Source organism: Hymenobacter sp. AT01-02 (assembly GCF_000961955.2).
GTDB classification, from domain to species: domain Bacteria; phylum Bacteroidota; class Bacteroidia; order Cytophagales; family Hymenobacteraceae; genus Hymenobacter; species Hymenobacter mucosus.
This window is the reverse complement of sequence record NZ_JZIR02000070.1, coordinates 14,376-28,338: the sequence shown is the minus strand read 5'-3', so window position 1 is coordinate 28,338 and position 13,963 is coordinate 14,376. Positions and strand designations below refer to the sequence as shown.

Here is a 13,963-nt window from a genome sequence, read left to right as displayed (position 1 = left end):
GTAGGCGCACCTAGTTGTATCTCGGAATTTGTTAGTGCTGCGAAGGTAACTGCCGTCGCTCTGCGGCGCCACCCTCATGGAATAAGGTAAAACGCGCATCAAGCCCTATTACTGGCACGATGACATTGGTACGGCCACCGTACACTTCCTCCCCAGTAATCGGATCGTACTGGGGCACAAAGTTGGCGTAGTACGTTTGGGCCGCTACCCACGGCGTGATATCTACGCGTGGCGACAAGCGGACACCCACTTCCCCGCGCAGGTTGCCAAAATCGATAACGCGTTCCTCACGCTCGTTTTCGTCACGCTGAAGGCGTAAGTATGCTGCGGCTTCATAGGCTATCCGGGGCCGTAGGGACACGTTTTCGCCCAGAGCTATTATCCGATCTACGTCGAGGCGCAGGCGGGTCAGTGCACGGTTGCGCGCAACTGCGAGGTAGTTATTGGTAGATATCCCATACTCTACCCCCAGCCGCTGCCCAAAGTTGACGGAGCCAATCTTGCCAGCATGACGCAGGAACACGCCGGGGATGACGTTGCCATCCTGCGCAAAGAAGTCGCCGTAGTTCTGCACGTTCGCACGCAATAAACGTACTGTGGCTCCGCCACTCCACCGTTCGTTCCAGAAATGCTCGTATCCTAGGCGTAGCTGCCCGCCGGTAAACGAGTTGTCGCCATTGCTATTACCTACGACGTTCAGACCTACCAGAAAATAGTCAGCATCCTTCAGCGCCCATTCTGCTTGCAACTCCGGAATTACAACTGTATTCCTAACAGAACGGCGCTGCGCGCTAACAGCGGAGCTGACTAACAGCAGAACAAACAAAACGGGATAAAACGCGGCACGCATGGGCAGGGCAAGAGGAAATAGAATACGAACAGCTTAGTTGGCAGCTAATTCACGCAAAGTAAGCCAAGCCATAAGGCCGGGACCGGTTTCCAAGGCTTTCGTATCAATATCGAAGGTAGGGGTATGTACGGAGGAGGTGTGCCGCTCGCTACCGTCGGCGGCGGCCGTACCTAGGCGGTAGAAGCAAGCACTGGCAGCCTGCGAGAAGTAAGCAAAGTCCTCAGCAGCCATCCACTGGTCCAGTTCTACCACGTTGTCGCGCCCTAAGTATTCTACTGCTGCTTGCTCTGTCCGGGCCGTTAGGGCGGGCTCGTTCTCCAGATACGGGTAGCCTCGGCGAATTTCTAGCTCGCAACTGGCGCCCATGCTTTCGGCCAAACCTTCACACAGGCGGCGCAGGTGCTGATGCGCTTCGTTGCGCCATTCTTCGTTGAGCGTGCGGAAGGTGCCTTCAATGTACACCTCATTCGGAATGACGTTGGTAGCACCTTGGGCAATGACCTTCCCGAATGATAGCACGGAAGGCAGCTTTGGATTGGCCCGGCGGCTTACAATCTGCTGGGCGGCCACAATAATGTGGGCGGCCACTACCACGGGGTCAAGGTTCTGCTCGGGCATGGCGCCGTGGCCACCTTTCCCGCGCACCGTCAGGTACAACTCATCGGTGCTAGCCATGTACCGCCCCGCGCGCAGCCCAATTTTACCAGCCGGCAGGCGCGGAAATACGTGCTGCCCTAGCACACTGGCAGGCGCAGGGTTTTCCAATACGCCTTCCTTAATCATTAAGGAGGCACCACCCGGTAGCAACTCTTCGCCCGGCTGAAACATAAGCTTTACGGTGCCTTCAAACTCATTGCGCAGCTGAGTTAGGATACGAGCTGTGCCCAGTAGAGAAGATGTATGTACGTCGTGGCCGCAGGCGTGCATCACGCCAGGATTTACCGACTTGTAGGGCACTTCATTCTGCTCCGTAATAGGTAGCGCATCCATATCAGCACGTAGGGCAACCGTGCGCGACGCAGGGTTGCGTCCTTCAATGAGAGCAACTACACCAGTACCCGCAATGGGCTGAGTAGGGAGTCCCAGTTTGTGTAACTGCTCCGTCACGAAAGCTACCGTCTTCTCTTCCTTGAACGACAGTTCCGGGTTGGCATGCAGGTGTTCACGCAGCGCTATAGTCTCAGCGGCGGCCTCTGCGGCCAGGACCTTGATACGGGATATGAGATGTTGCATGGTAGTAGCGCGCCGCCGAGGCGTCAGGGTATAGTTCGGAAGAAAGAAGGTGAGAGGCACCAAACTGCCAGATAGTCTAGCAAAGCAGCACTAAAAAGCAGGGCAAGCTGCTAGCAACTAAAGCGTGGCAGCAGCAAAGCTAGAACGCCGTCTTGTTGATGACGATTTGCGCGCCCTCTAGCTGTGCTTTGGGCGCCAGCGGACGAATGCGCGACATAGCTTGCTCTGCTTCGAGGCGAGTGAGGTAATCCCCAATCCAAAGCCGGTAAATAGGCTGCTTGAAACCAAGGTAGTCCGTTTCCTCGGGGTAGCGGCTAATAACAGCCCGGCGGATAGCCATGGCCTGCTCACGCTCCAGCCCCACGTAGGCCAAGATGCGGTAGCCCTGGGCGTATTTCACGTTCTGATTAGTGAAAGCCTGGTCTCGTAAGCGCTGCTCAATCTGCGCGTTAACTTGGTTGGTCGGTGTGACGGGCCGGGTAGTCGTAGTAGGAACAACGGCAGGTGCTTTGGGCGCGGCAAACGCTGGGCGGTAGCGGCTCAGGTCTTCGGCCGGCAACGTGGCAACTTGGGTTGCCCCGGGTCGGCGGGTAGTATCGGGGGCGGTGGCCGTAGGGGCGACGGGCCCCGAGCTTGCACACGCTCCCAACGCAAAAAATGTAGATAACAGCAGCACGTTATGTAGCGGGTGTTTCATGAGAATCTTCTTTCAGCAAAGCCAAGCTATTGGATGACCCAATTCGGTCGGCACCGGCGGCTACCAGAGCTAAAGCCGCAATACGGGTACGAATACCGCCCGATGCTTTGATACGGATGTGAGTTGGTAATGAACGACGCATGAGCACAATGTCGCTCACGGAGGCTCCTCTGCCTGCAAACCCCGTAGAGGTCTTTACGAAGTCGGCACCAGCTTCCTCACACAAGCGGCAGGCCGTCACAATTTCTTCGTCGGAAAGCAGGGCAGTTTCTATAATGACCTTTAGCAAGGCACCGCGCAAGTGGCACAACTCCGTCAGCTGGCCAATTTCTTCCTCTACCTCTTCATACCTGCCTGCTTTCAAGGCACCCACATTGATAACCATATCTAATTCAGTAGCACCTTCCAGCAGGGCCTGGTGCGCCTCAAAGAACTTCACCTTGGCAAGAGAATAGCCTAACGGGAACCCAATAACCGTGCATACTGGCACGCCTGTATTGGCAAGCTGCTCGGTGGCGAGGCGTACGTAACATGGTGGTACACATACGCTGGCAAATTGGTGAGTAGCTGCCTCTTGGCAGAGCTGAATAATTTGATCCGGCGTAGCATCCGGCCTTAGCAGAGTATGGTCAATGGTAGAAGCTAGGTTCACAAGGCAAAGATAGAGAGGTGAAATGCGAAGCGTCGGCTCCGCTCTACAACAAACGGGCCGCGTTTCTGAAGTAGAAACGCGGCCCGAATAGGGTTGGCAGAATACCCAGCAGCTTAGCTATACAGCCGGGCAACCAAGCAGTTTACCACCGATAACAACCTACTAGTCAATCAGTACGGCCCGGTCGTTAAGCAGGTCATCTTCTACCTGCTTGAACTTCACGTCACGCAAGATGCGGCCGTCCATGTACTGCACGCTTACCTTCTCGTTGCGGTTGGCAACTTTCTGAGAGCGAGCAGGCTGCTGCCGCTCCATTACTTGTGCGCCGTCTTGCTGTAGATCCTCGGGACCCGCACCCAACGACACGGAAGAAACTTCCTTCTCGGCCTTCAGCTTGGGGGTAGGTGGCATTACGGGAAGCTCGTCTTCCGTGAAGTACTCAGGCTCGTCGTAACCTTCCTGGCCCGGCTGCATGGGTACGTCGGCGCGGAACAAGAACTGGATAGTGTCCTCATTCACCTTGCTGATCATCTGCTTGAACAGCTCAAACGATTCGAACTTGTATACCAAGAGCGGGTCCTTCTGCTCGTACACGGCGTTCTGCACTACCTGCTTCAGGTCGTCCATGGCGCGCAGGTGCTTGGTCCAGGCTTCGTCAATGACGGAGAGTACCACTACCTTCTCCATGCCGCGAATCACGTCGTGACCACCGGTAGCCTGCGCACGGCGCAGGTTGGCAATAGCCTGAATCTGCTTACGACCATCGGTGAAGGGAATGGCAATGTTCTCGTACGGCGCGTTCTGGCTAAGCAAGTCATTAATCAACGGCATGGAGTTACCACTGATGAAATCGTTCTTGCTTTGGTAGTATCCCAGAGCCTCATCGTACAGTTTCTGCGTGAGCTGGGCAGCTTGCATACCGCTCAGGTCCTGAGCCGTCAGATGCGTATCGTAACCGAATACGCGGATGATGGCCAGCTTGAAGTCTTCGTAGTCGTTGTTGCCTTTGTGGCCGATTACGATGTCTTCGCAAACATCGTAAATCATATTCCAGATGTCCAGCTCCAGACGCTCGCCATGCAGGGCGTTGCGGCGGCGCTTGTACACCACTTCCCGCTGGGCATTCATCACATCGTCGTACTCAAGCAGGCGCTTCCGGATGCCGAAGTTGTTTTCTTCAACTTTCTTCTGGGCGCGCTCAATGGATGAGGTAATCATTGAGTGCTGAATTACCTCGCCTTCTTCCAGACCCATGCGGTCCATCAGCTTAGCAATACGGTCTGAGCCGAACAGACGCATCAGGTTATCCTCCAAGCTCACGAAGAACTGGGAAGAGCCTGGGTCGCCCTGGCGGCCGGCACGACCACGCAACTGGCGGTCAACGCGGCGTGACTCGTGACGCTCTGTACCAATAATGGCCAAGCCTCCCGCTTCTTTGGCCGTACCGCGCAACTTAATGTCGGTACCACGGCCAGCCATGTTGGTAGCAATAGTTACGGTGCCAGGATAGCCAGCAGCCGCTACAATTTCAGCTTCGCGCTGGTTTTGCTTGGCGTTCAGCACTTGGTGGGGAATGCCACGCAGCTTGAGCATGCGGCTTACCAGCTCCGAAATTTCAACCGAGGTAGTACCTACCAGCACGGGGCGGCCAGCCTGCACTAGCGTTTGAATCTCTTCGGCCACGGCATTATACTTCTCGCGCACCGTCTTATACACCTTGTCGTGCTCGTCTTTGCGGGAGATGCCACGGTTGGTAGGAATTACTACCACGTCAAGCTTATAAATCTCCCAGAACTCGCCCGCTTCTGTTTCGGCCGTACCCGTCATGCCGCCCAACTTGTGGTACATGCGGAAGTAGTTCTGCAGCGTTACGGTAGCATAGGTCTGCGTAGCATCTTCTACCCGCACGTTTTCCTTGGCCTCAATGGCTTGGTGCAAACCGTCGGAGTAGCGGCGGCCTTCCATTACACGGCCGGTCTGCTCGTCCACAATCTTCACCTTGCCGTCGTCGGACAGGATGTACTGGTCGTCACGCTCAAACAGGGTGTATGCTTTCAGCAGCTGGTTGATGGTATGGATGCGCTCCGATTTCACCTGGAAGTCGTCCATCAGCTGCTCTTTGGTGTGCAGCTTTTCCTCGCCCGAAAGGGCTGGGTCTTTCTCAATATTGGCCAGCTCAGTGCCAATATCTGGCATGATGAAGAAGTTGTGGTCTTCCCCCTGACCCGTAATCAAGTCAATACCTTTTTCCGTCAGCTCAATCTGGTTGTTCTTCTCATCAATGGTGAAGAACAGCGGCTCATCCGCCTTGGGCATCTGGCGCTGGTTGTCCTGCAAGTAGAAATTCTCCGTTTTCTGCAGTACGGCGCGCATGCCGGTTTCCGACAGGAACTTGATGAGGGGTTTGCTCTTGGGCAGGCCACGGTAAGCCCGGAACAGGGCCAAGCCGCCTTCGCCTTCTTTCGAGCCGTCTTTGCCTTCCTTAATGAGTTTGCGCGCTTCTACCAGGTAGTTCTGCACCTGCTTTTTCTGCTCCTCTACAAGGCGCTGAATGCGGGGCTTGAGTTGGTAGAACTCGTGTACATCGCCGCGAGGAACAGGACCGGAAATAATAAGCGGAGTTCGGGCGTCGTCAATCAGTACGGAATCCACTTCGTCGACCATGGCGTAGTGGTGCTTGCGCTGCACTAGCTCTTCCGGGTCGCGCGCCATGTTGTCGCGTAGGTAGTCGAAGCCAAACTCGTTGTTGGTACCGTAGGTAATGTCGGCCAGGTAGGCCTTGCGGCGGGCGTCCGTGTTCGGCTGGTGCTTGTCAATACAGTCTACCGTGATGCCGTGGAACTCGAACAGCGGCGCATTCCACTCCGAGTCACGTTTGGCGAGGTAGTCGTTTACCGTAACCAAGTGCACACCCCGGCGAGCCAGTGCATTGAGGAAGGCTGGCAGAGTAGATACCAGGGTCTTACCCTCACCCGTGGCCATTTCCGAAATTTTACCCTGATGCAACACCACGCCACCAATGATTTGTACATCGTAGTGTACCATATCCCAGGTGATTTCGGCGCCAGCGGCCGTCCACTTATTGCTCCAGATGGCCTTGTCGCCCTCGATGCGCACGTTGGACTTACGACGGGCGTAGTCACGGTCATAATCGGTGGCAGTTACAACTAGCTGGCCGTTTTCGGTGTAGCGACGGGCCGTGTCTTTGCAGATAGCAAAGGCCACGGGCAATACCTGCATCAGGACTACCTCCAACTCTTTGTTCCGCTGTTTCTCAAGGGTGTCGATCTGGTCGAAGATCTGCTCCTTCTGAATGGCGTCTAGCGTAGCATCATCATTCACGCGCTGATGCAGGGCACCAATCTGGTCGTCCAGGTTTTTGAGGTGGGCGTCAATGCGGGCGCGGACCTCATCGGTGCGGGCGCGTAGCTCGTCGTCGCTGAGCTGTGCCAAGTTGGCATATTCGGCGTTTACGAGCGCCACATACGGGACTATCTCCTTCAGGTCACGGTCCGACTTGGAACCGAAGATCTTGGCGACGGTCTTGCCTAGAAAATCAAACATGCTGGTTTACCTTAATTGAAACGCCGGGGCGCACCTCAAATTTACAAGATTTCTAGCCAAAACCGCCCCATTCCCGTACGCCCCGCCAATCTGACCGATTTTTGCAAATCCGGTTCAGCAAGCAGCACGTCCCGTCACGAAGCAAAGAACCTGGCTAGAACCGCCCCTTTTCGTAGTTAACTATTTTAGCTGCAACGTAGTGCGAATTTCGCTTCAATAGTGGTTTTTCTACTACGTGCCATAGCACAAAGGCAGCCCCAACTATTATCAGCAGCAACGCCGCAAGCCCCAGCCACGGATTCCACTGAAACACTCCTAGGTGAATAAAGAGCTGAATGATAGGAAAGTGTACTAAGTACGTGCCGTACGATAAATCGCCCCAGCGGCCTGCACTGATCTGCAGTGGTAGCCCTGTGGCCGCGAACAACACACTGGAAGCATAACTTAAAGGCTCGATAAGTGAGCCTATACGATGATGTCGTAGCAAGAAAAAGGCTACGCAAGAGACCAGAGCAATCCAGCCCAGCTTTGGCCCTAGTTTGTGCTCTACCATGGTGAACACAGCACCCAACGTAAAAAAGTGGATGACACCTGGAAACTGCCGGGCAAGCTCAGTTACCATGCGGGGCGTGATATGTGGTACGTGGGGCAACGCTTCTTCCCACAACAACGCTACGCAAAAGGCTAAGATAGCAGTAGGATAGCGCCGATGCGCCGAAATAGCCCTACCAGTAGCGGCACGCAGCAGTAGAGGCACAGTTCTACTTTGATAGTCCACAGGGAAGCGTTGAGAGCGGGTACGGCATGCTGCTCAAATACCCCCGGCAAGGTAGGCTGCAGAAAGTTCAGGAACGCGGCGTTGGCTGCTAGGTACTTATAGGCAGCCGGTTGATTAATATAATTGGCTACTGATAGATGGGTAGCTACCATGCCAATCAGCCAGCCCAGCCCAATGGTAACGGCGTAGGCAGGGTAAATACGGCGTACGCGTTTCTCGGCATAATCCCACCCCGACTGGCTGCGAAGGTAGCTGCGGGTTACGAGGCAGCCACTGATAACGAAGAACCCTTTCACCGCAAAGTCAGCCGATAGAAAGCGTAGAAAGGGTTGGAAGGCCGCTACCTCGGATAGCACTGCCAAATGGCAAAACACCACGGTCAAAGCCAAGCCCAATCGTACGGCATCGAAATTATTGCGCATTACTTGCCAAAGTAGGGATACTAGCCGGCAAAATACTACCCCTCTCCCACTTGCTAGTGCGCCCTGCGTGCGCCCTGCTCTGTAGGGCGCACGCGGGGCGCAGCCTTATCCGGCTAAGAAGCCGCCGCTACAATCTCATTGGTACCCGTCGTAACACTGGTTGCGACCTCGGCTAAATAGCGTTCCAGCCCGCTTTCTATTGAAGGCAAGAGTGAGCCGTGTACACTACCTAAGGCGCTGTATAAAGGGCGAGTAGCCAGCCAAGGAAAATCAACGGAGGGCCGCGCTACAATGAAACTTGGGTCGAAGCCCGCCATACGAGCTATCTGGCACGCAAATTCAGCCCACGTGCAAGAGCCGCTATTGGCTAGGTGCCAAATACCACTTTCCTCATCAAGAAGTAGATCTAAAGCCGTATTCACCAAATCGGGCACGTAGGTAGGTGATATCACTACGTCGGAAGCCGCCTCGAAGGGCTGGCCTGCACGCGCCGCTTGCAGCACCTGGTGCACGAAGTTGTACTCATCCCAAGGCCCGAAAAAGGCACTGGTCCGCACAATTAAGGCGTTAGGGTAGTCAGTCAGCACTTCCCGTTCGGCTAGCTGCTTGCTAATCCCATACACATTTAGGGGCCGGGGCGCGTCGGTTTCCAGGTATGGCGTCGTTTGCTGACCGTCGAATACCAGATCGGAAGAAAAGGTTAGCAGCGGCACTTGTAGACGGGCACAGGCCGCAGCCAGAATGGCCGGTCCGGTGGTGTTTTCGCGGTAGCAATGGGCGTAATCGGTTTCAGCATCGTCTACGCGCACATAACCCGCGGCATTCACCACGGCCCAGGGCTGATAGCGCTCTAGGGCACGCTCCACGGAAGCGGGGTCAGCAATGTTCAGCTTAGCACGACTGAGAGCCACTGTTTCTAGTCCGCGAATGGCAGCAATTTGCTGAAATGCCCGTCCTAAGGTGCCATGAGCACCAGCAATCAGCAGCGGCCGGGGTCGGGTGCCCGCCAATTCGGCAGAATGGTTTGGAACGGTGAATGGTGCAGGAGTAGGTTGGATCATAGCTTAGTGCGTTAGGTGCGCATGATGCTGATAGAGGTAGCGCGTATCGCGGTGCCACCAGCCTGGGTCTTGGAGCACGGGATGAGCAAAGTCGCCCGTCGTGGCCAAGCTGCGCACTAGGTTGAAAAGAGCCGTGGGCCGGGCCTCACCACTGCGTACATCAAATACGCCGCTCTCATAGTAACCCTGATTTTGGGTAAGGAGACTATTCCAATCGAAGGCGCCTAGCAACGACCACACGGTCATGGCCCGCATATCCAGGCCTTGTTCGCGTAGTTGGGTGCAGGTTTGCCAGGTTTGGTACAGCCAGCGCATTTGTTCTTCACGCGTGCAGGCCAAGTGAGACTCCGTAATGGCAAGCGGAATGCTATACCGGTCCCAGGCTTCTTGGGCCAGGGTAGCTAGCCCATCAAGCTGCACGGGGCGCACGCGCACGGCTTCCACATCCACATAAGGCCGACTATCGTCAAGGGCGTAGTGTTCGGTTTGGTCATCCAAAAACCGCTCACTCGTGATGTAATGGTTGATGCCCAGAATATCGGGGGGCAGCACGTCGTCGGTAAATTCCAGCAGCTCATCAACAGAAGCCCCGCTTGCGCGCAAGTACTCCCAAAGCGGGTGCTCCCGCGTGACAAGGCCGCAGAGCAGGTCGTAGGTTAGCCAGCGCCGGTGGTTTTCGAAATCTGCCTGGTGGGCTAAAGCGGGCGTGCTGTGCGTTTTCCCTAGGTCTTCCGTTTGCACCAGCTTTGCGGCTGGGTTTACCTGTCTGATGGCTTGCATGGCCCGTTTGGTGGCGCGCACCTCATTGAGCAGAATGCGCACAAACGTATGGTCGTCGGAGTGGTGGGGATACCACAGGCCGTAGAGGCCACTGAAACGAGCTGTAGTAAGGGGCTCGTTGATAGGGGTATAATGTTCTACCCAGGGATAGCGCTCGGCTACCATACGCGCAAACCGGGCCAGTCCTGTGTCGAAGGTATCGAGGTGGAGAGCCGTGTAGCGCGGGCCGCTGCCGTGGTGTACCAGCCTACTATTGGGTCCACGTTCAACTCCCGCAAGCGGTTTAGGCGCTCATCGGGCCAACTCCAGTTGGGGTGGTTGAGGCTCTGCGGGGCCACTTGTTCCCACAGAACTGGGTAGCGCAATTTACGGATGCCCAGCTCGGCAATGCGGTCTAGGTCTTCGAGGCGGGTGCGGTGTCCGCTGCGGTTTACTTGATCGGAGTAGTCGTCGCCAACCCGGCAAATACTGCACTCTATTCCGCCCCACATTTCAACAGGTCTCATCGGCACAAATCTTAAGTGAATGACCAGTTGGAAAGCAGTTTCCTGCTCTCAGGCCCGAGGCATAGTGTTCAGTTGCCCCTGCCAGAAAACAGCACTGTCACTCTGCGCTTACACCATGACCATGTGAATGGCTTGTGCAAGCACAGAATGACAGTACCAGACGTATATGCGGTGGGCAAGCTCCAGCTAAGCTAGAATGCCCCACCGTTACTCTTTCGCTGGGTCGCGGGGTACCAGCTTATCCAGGATAGCTGCCGAGCCCGTGATGGTGGGCTTCACAGTAGCCTTCTGTACCTCCTCTGACTTCTCAGTGAGCTTCTTGTACAGAGTAAGGGCCTGCGCCACTACCTGGTCCATGTTGTAATACTTGTAGGTAGCCAAGCGGCCTACGAAGTGTACGTTTGGCGTCTCGTCGGCCAGCTTCTTGTACTTGTTGTACAATTCGGCGTTTTCGAGGCGTGGTACGGGGTAGTAGGGGTCGCCCTCGGCCTTAGGATACTCATACACGATAGACGTTTTGGGGTGCTTCTGACCGGTGAGGGCCTTAAACTCCGTGATACGCGTGTACAGGTTGTCGTTGGGGTAGTTTACTACCGGAGCGGCGAGGTAGTTCTCCGTGTTCAGGGTCTCGTGCTTGAACTCCAACGAGCGGTAAGGCAGCTTGCCATACTTGAAGTCGAAGTACTCATCTACCGGACCCGAGAAGATCATTTCCTTGAACGGAATGAAATCTACGATGTCGTGGTAATCAGTATTGAGCATCACCTTGATGTTGGGGTGATCCAACATGCGCTCAAACATGCGGGTGTAGCCGTGCAGCGGCATAGCTTGGTAGGTGTCCGTGAAGTACCGGTCGTCGCGGTTGGTGCGCGTGGGTACACGGGAGGTCACCGATTTGTCTAGCTCTGAGGGGTCCATCCCCCACTGCTTACGGGTGTAATTGCGGAAAAATTTCTCGTACAGTTCTCGTCCTACCTTGCTAACTACTACGTCTTCCGACGTTTTAATAACGGGCACTTGCTCGGCCAACGACTCCAGGAATTGCTCTACCTCGAAGCTGTTGAGCGACAACCCATAGAGTTTGTTAATGGTATCCAGGTTAATTGGCATGGGCACCAGCTGACCGTCTACGGAAGCTAGTACGCGGTGCTCGTAAGGGCGCCAATCGGTGAAGTTGGATAGGTACTCGAATACGTCTTTCGAGTTAGTGTGGAAGATGTGGGGCCCGTACTTGTGGACCAGGATGCCTTCCTCGTTGTAGTGGTCGTAAGCGTTGCCGGCAATGTGGTTGCGCTTGTCCACCACCAGGACCTTTTTGTTGGAACGCGTTGCGAGGCGCTCGGCCAGCACGCTACCGGCGAAACCGGCTCCTACGATGAGATAGTCGAACATAACGAAGAGGTGTTTGGGAATGAATGAGGGGGATGACGGGCAGCGTTACAATAAAAGCGGACTATACAGCGGTAGTTGCCGCGTGGGCAGTACCGGCGGAGCGGGAGGCGGTAAGTTTTTTCTGCATCAGGGTCACCATCTGTTCCCAGGTTAGGTCCCAGCTGATGGTTTCCAAGTACTCGTCCGTACGCTGGCGCCAGTCGGCATCCTGCGTTTGGGTAAGGGCTTTAGCAATAGCACGGCCGAACTCGTCGGCGGTAGCGGCAATCTGTACTAAGTTCAGGTCGCCATAGGGGCGCACCACGTCGCGGATGGGCGTGCTCACTACCGGACGGCCGGCAGCCAAATACTCCGGCGTTTTGGTGGGCGAGATAAATTTGGTGCTTTCGTTATCAGCAAAGAGTAGGGTAGCTACGTCCCAGCCGTGGAGGTAGGCCGGCAGCTCCTGGTAATCTTTGCCACCGAGGTAGTGAATGTTTGCCGGCCGGGGCAGCGTGGCGGGGTCGATTTTCACTACCGGCCCAATGATGACAAATTGCCACTCGGGGTGAGCTTCGGCTAATTGGCCCAGCAGTTCAATATCCAAACGCTCATCTACCACGCCGAAGAAACCAACACGCGGATGCGCAATACCAGCTTGGTCGGCGGGCTCGGCCATTTCCTGGCGAGCTTGGCCAAAGTGAGCTTTGTCGATGCTGCTGGGGAAGGGGTGCGCATCGGGGTGCTGCTGGCTTTTGGCTTCGTAAAGCGTGTGCCCACCCGTGAAGACGTAATCGGCTTTCTTGAAAAGCTCCTGCTCCCGCTCACGCAGGGCTGGAGGAGCAAACTTGAAAGCGGCCAGCTCATCCATGCAGTCGTAGATGGTAAGAGCCGGCGTGAAGCCACGCGACTTGGCAATGGCCATTGGCGTGTAGTACCAGAAAATGTATTGCTGAATGTTCTGCTCAGCAAAAAACTGGCGCAGCACATCGTTCTGGGCTTGGTCGGCGGCATCTTCGTTACCACGCAGGCGGGCTGGTAGATGCACTACCACCACTTTCAAGCCATTTTGCCGCTCTTTTACTTCAATGTGCGGTTCAATCAGATCGTCGGGGTGATAAAACGCATCTTCCACGTAAAACACCCGGCCATGTTGGGCAAAGCGGGAAAGCAAATGCTGAGGACGTTGCCACACAAAGTCCCAGTGCAAGTGTGCGAAGCACACTAGATCAGGCAAGGCGTAGGTAACAGGGTCGGCAGGTGCGATGGTGGAGGCGCGCAAAGGCGGCTCCGCTGACTGATTCAGCGGCATAGAAGAAAAATATGAAGTAAATCGAACGGCACAATACTGGTGAAATACCCCCCGTGTGCGCTCGGTAATCTGGCTATACGCTGTCGTAAATAAAAGGATATAGACGAGCTAGCCCAGAGTACGTAACTAGCGTTGCTAACCACATAACTGCGACAATTTACAGCATTAATTGCATTTCTACAACATCCTCCCACCCACTTTCGGTACGGAGCCACTCTTTTCGTGTTCCGACAAGCTGAAACCCAACACTAGTAAACAAGTGCTGACTAGGTCTATTTGATATTCCGATAGTACAATATATCTGATGCAGGCGAAGTACTTCGCGGGCATAAGGCACTAGCAATTCCAAAGCCGTCTTGGCAAAGCCTTGCTGCCGAAACGCTTGCAGAATGGTAATTCCTACGCCTGCCCGCTGATGCATTGGATCTACCTCAAAAATATCCAATGTACCAACAGAGGTGCCGGTTGCATTTTCACAAATTACAAGGCGTAACTGGCGCACCGCATAAACGTCGGCAGAGGCATTATCCAGGTACTGACGCAGCAAATGACGCGATACTGGGGCTAGCGTATCCGAAACACCCCAGATGCTGGGGTCATTTTCTAGGGCATAGAGAAAATCTAAGTCCTCAGCTTCTAAAGGGCGCAAAAAAATACGTTCGGAGGACAGCATACGGAGGAGGTAGCACTACGAGTGGCCCAAATTTTACATTAACATTCGTTGTACGCGGTAGTTT

General features: G+C 55.1%; 12 protein-coding genes. All 12 read right to left on the bottom strand.

What is annotated here, in order from left to right; genetic code table 11:
• Nucleotides 1–31 precede the first annotated feature (31 nt).
• Nucleotides 32–850, bottom strand: coding sequence for a hypothetical protein (locus VI25_RS18060; RefSeq protein ID WP_055562711.1), 819 nt, complete (start codon nt 848–850; stop codon nt 32–34).
• A gap of 33 nt (nt 851–883) precedes the next feature.
• Nucleotides 884–2,083, bottom strand: coding sequence for a M20 family metallopeptidase (locus tag VI25_RS18055; protein ID WP_045688513.1), 1,200 nt, complete (start codon nt 2,081–2,083; stop codon nt 884–886).
• A gap of 139 nt (nt 2,084–2,222) precedes the next feature.
• Entirely contained in the window at nt 2,223–2,780 is a 558-nt protein-coding gene (locus tag VI25_RS18050) for a hypothetical protein (RefSeq protein ID WP_052695197.1), read from the bottom strand.
• Complete coding sequence (gene deoC, locus VI25_RS18045; protein ID WP_045688500.1) at nt 2,761–3,432, bottom strand: deoxyribose-phosphate aldolase; 672 nt, start codon at nt 3,430–3,432, stop codon at nt 2,761–2,763. Before deoC ends, VI25_RS18050 begins: the two co-directional genes overlap by 20 nt.
• A 162-nt stretch (nt 3,433–3,594) precedes the next feature.
• Complete coding sequence (gene secA / locus VI25_RS18040; RefSeq protein WP_045688499.1) at nt 3,595–6,996, bottom strand: preprotein translocase subunit SecA; 3,402 nt, start codon at nt 6,994–6,996, stop codon at nt 3,595–3,597.
• 684 nt (nt 6,997–7,680) lie between these two features.
• The gene (locus VI25_RS18030) at nt 7,681–8,196 is read right to left on the bottom strand and encodes an acyltransferase family protein (RefSeq protein WP_052695196.1); all 516 of its coding nucleotides are present in this window, start codon (nt 8,194–8,196) and stop codon (nt 7,681–7,683) included.
• A 113-nt stretch (nt 8,197–8,309) separates the two neighbouring features.
• On the bottom strand, nt 8,310–9,257 hold the full coding sequence (gene rfbD, locus VI25_RS27155; protein ID WP_236705114.1) for a dTDP-4-dehydrorhamnose reductase: 948 nt from the start codon (nt 9,255–9,257) through the stop codon (nt 8,310–8,312).
• 3 nt (nt 9,258–9,260) lie between these two features.
• Entirely contained in the window at nt 9,261–10,202 is a 942-nt protein-coding gene (locus VI25_RS27150; RefSeq protein ID WP_236705113.1) for a family 1 glycosylhydrolase, read from the bottom strand.
• Nucleotides 10,196–10,543 carry a hypothetical protein gene (locus VI25_RS27145; protein ID WP_236705112.1) on the bottom strand — a complete coding sequence of 116 codons (348 nt, stop codon included), beginning with the start codon at nt 10,541–10,543 and terminating at the stop codon, nt 10,196–10,198. The genes VI25_RS27150 and VI25_RS27145 overlap by 7 nt, the downstream gene beginning before the upstream one ends.
• 207 nt (nt 10,544–10,750) lie before the next feature.
• Nucleotides 10,751–11,935 (bottom strand): UDP-galactopyranose mutase, encoded by a 1,185-nt coding sequence (gene glf / locus VI25_RS18015; protein ID WP_055562709.1) that lies wholly within the window; start codon nt 11,933–11,935, stop codon nt 10,751–10,753.
• Nucleotides 11,936–11,996: 61 nt separating this feature from the next.
• Entirely contained in the window at nt 11,997–13,226 is a 1,230-nt protein-coding gene (locus VI25_RS18010; protein WP_152981689.1) for a glycosyltransferase family 1 protein, read from the bottom strand.
• A gap of 157 nt (nt 13,227–13,383) precedes the next feature.
• Nucleotides 13,384–13,899 (bottom strand): GNAT family N-acetyltransferase, encoded by a 516-nt coding sequence (locus tag VI25_RS18005; protein WP_045688497.1) that lies wholly within the window; start codon nt 13,897–13,899, stop codon nt 13,384–13,386.
• Nucleotides 13,900–13,963 lie beyond the last annotated feature (64 nt).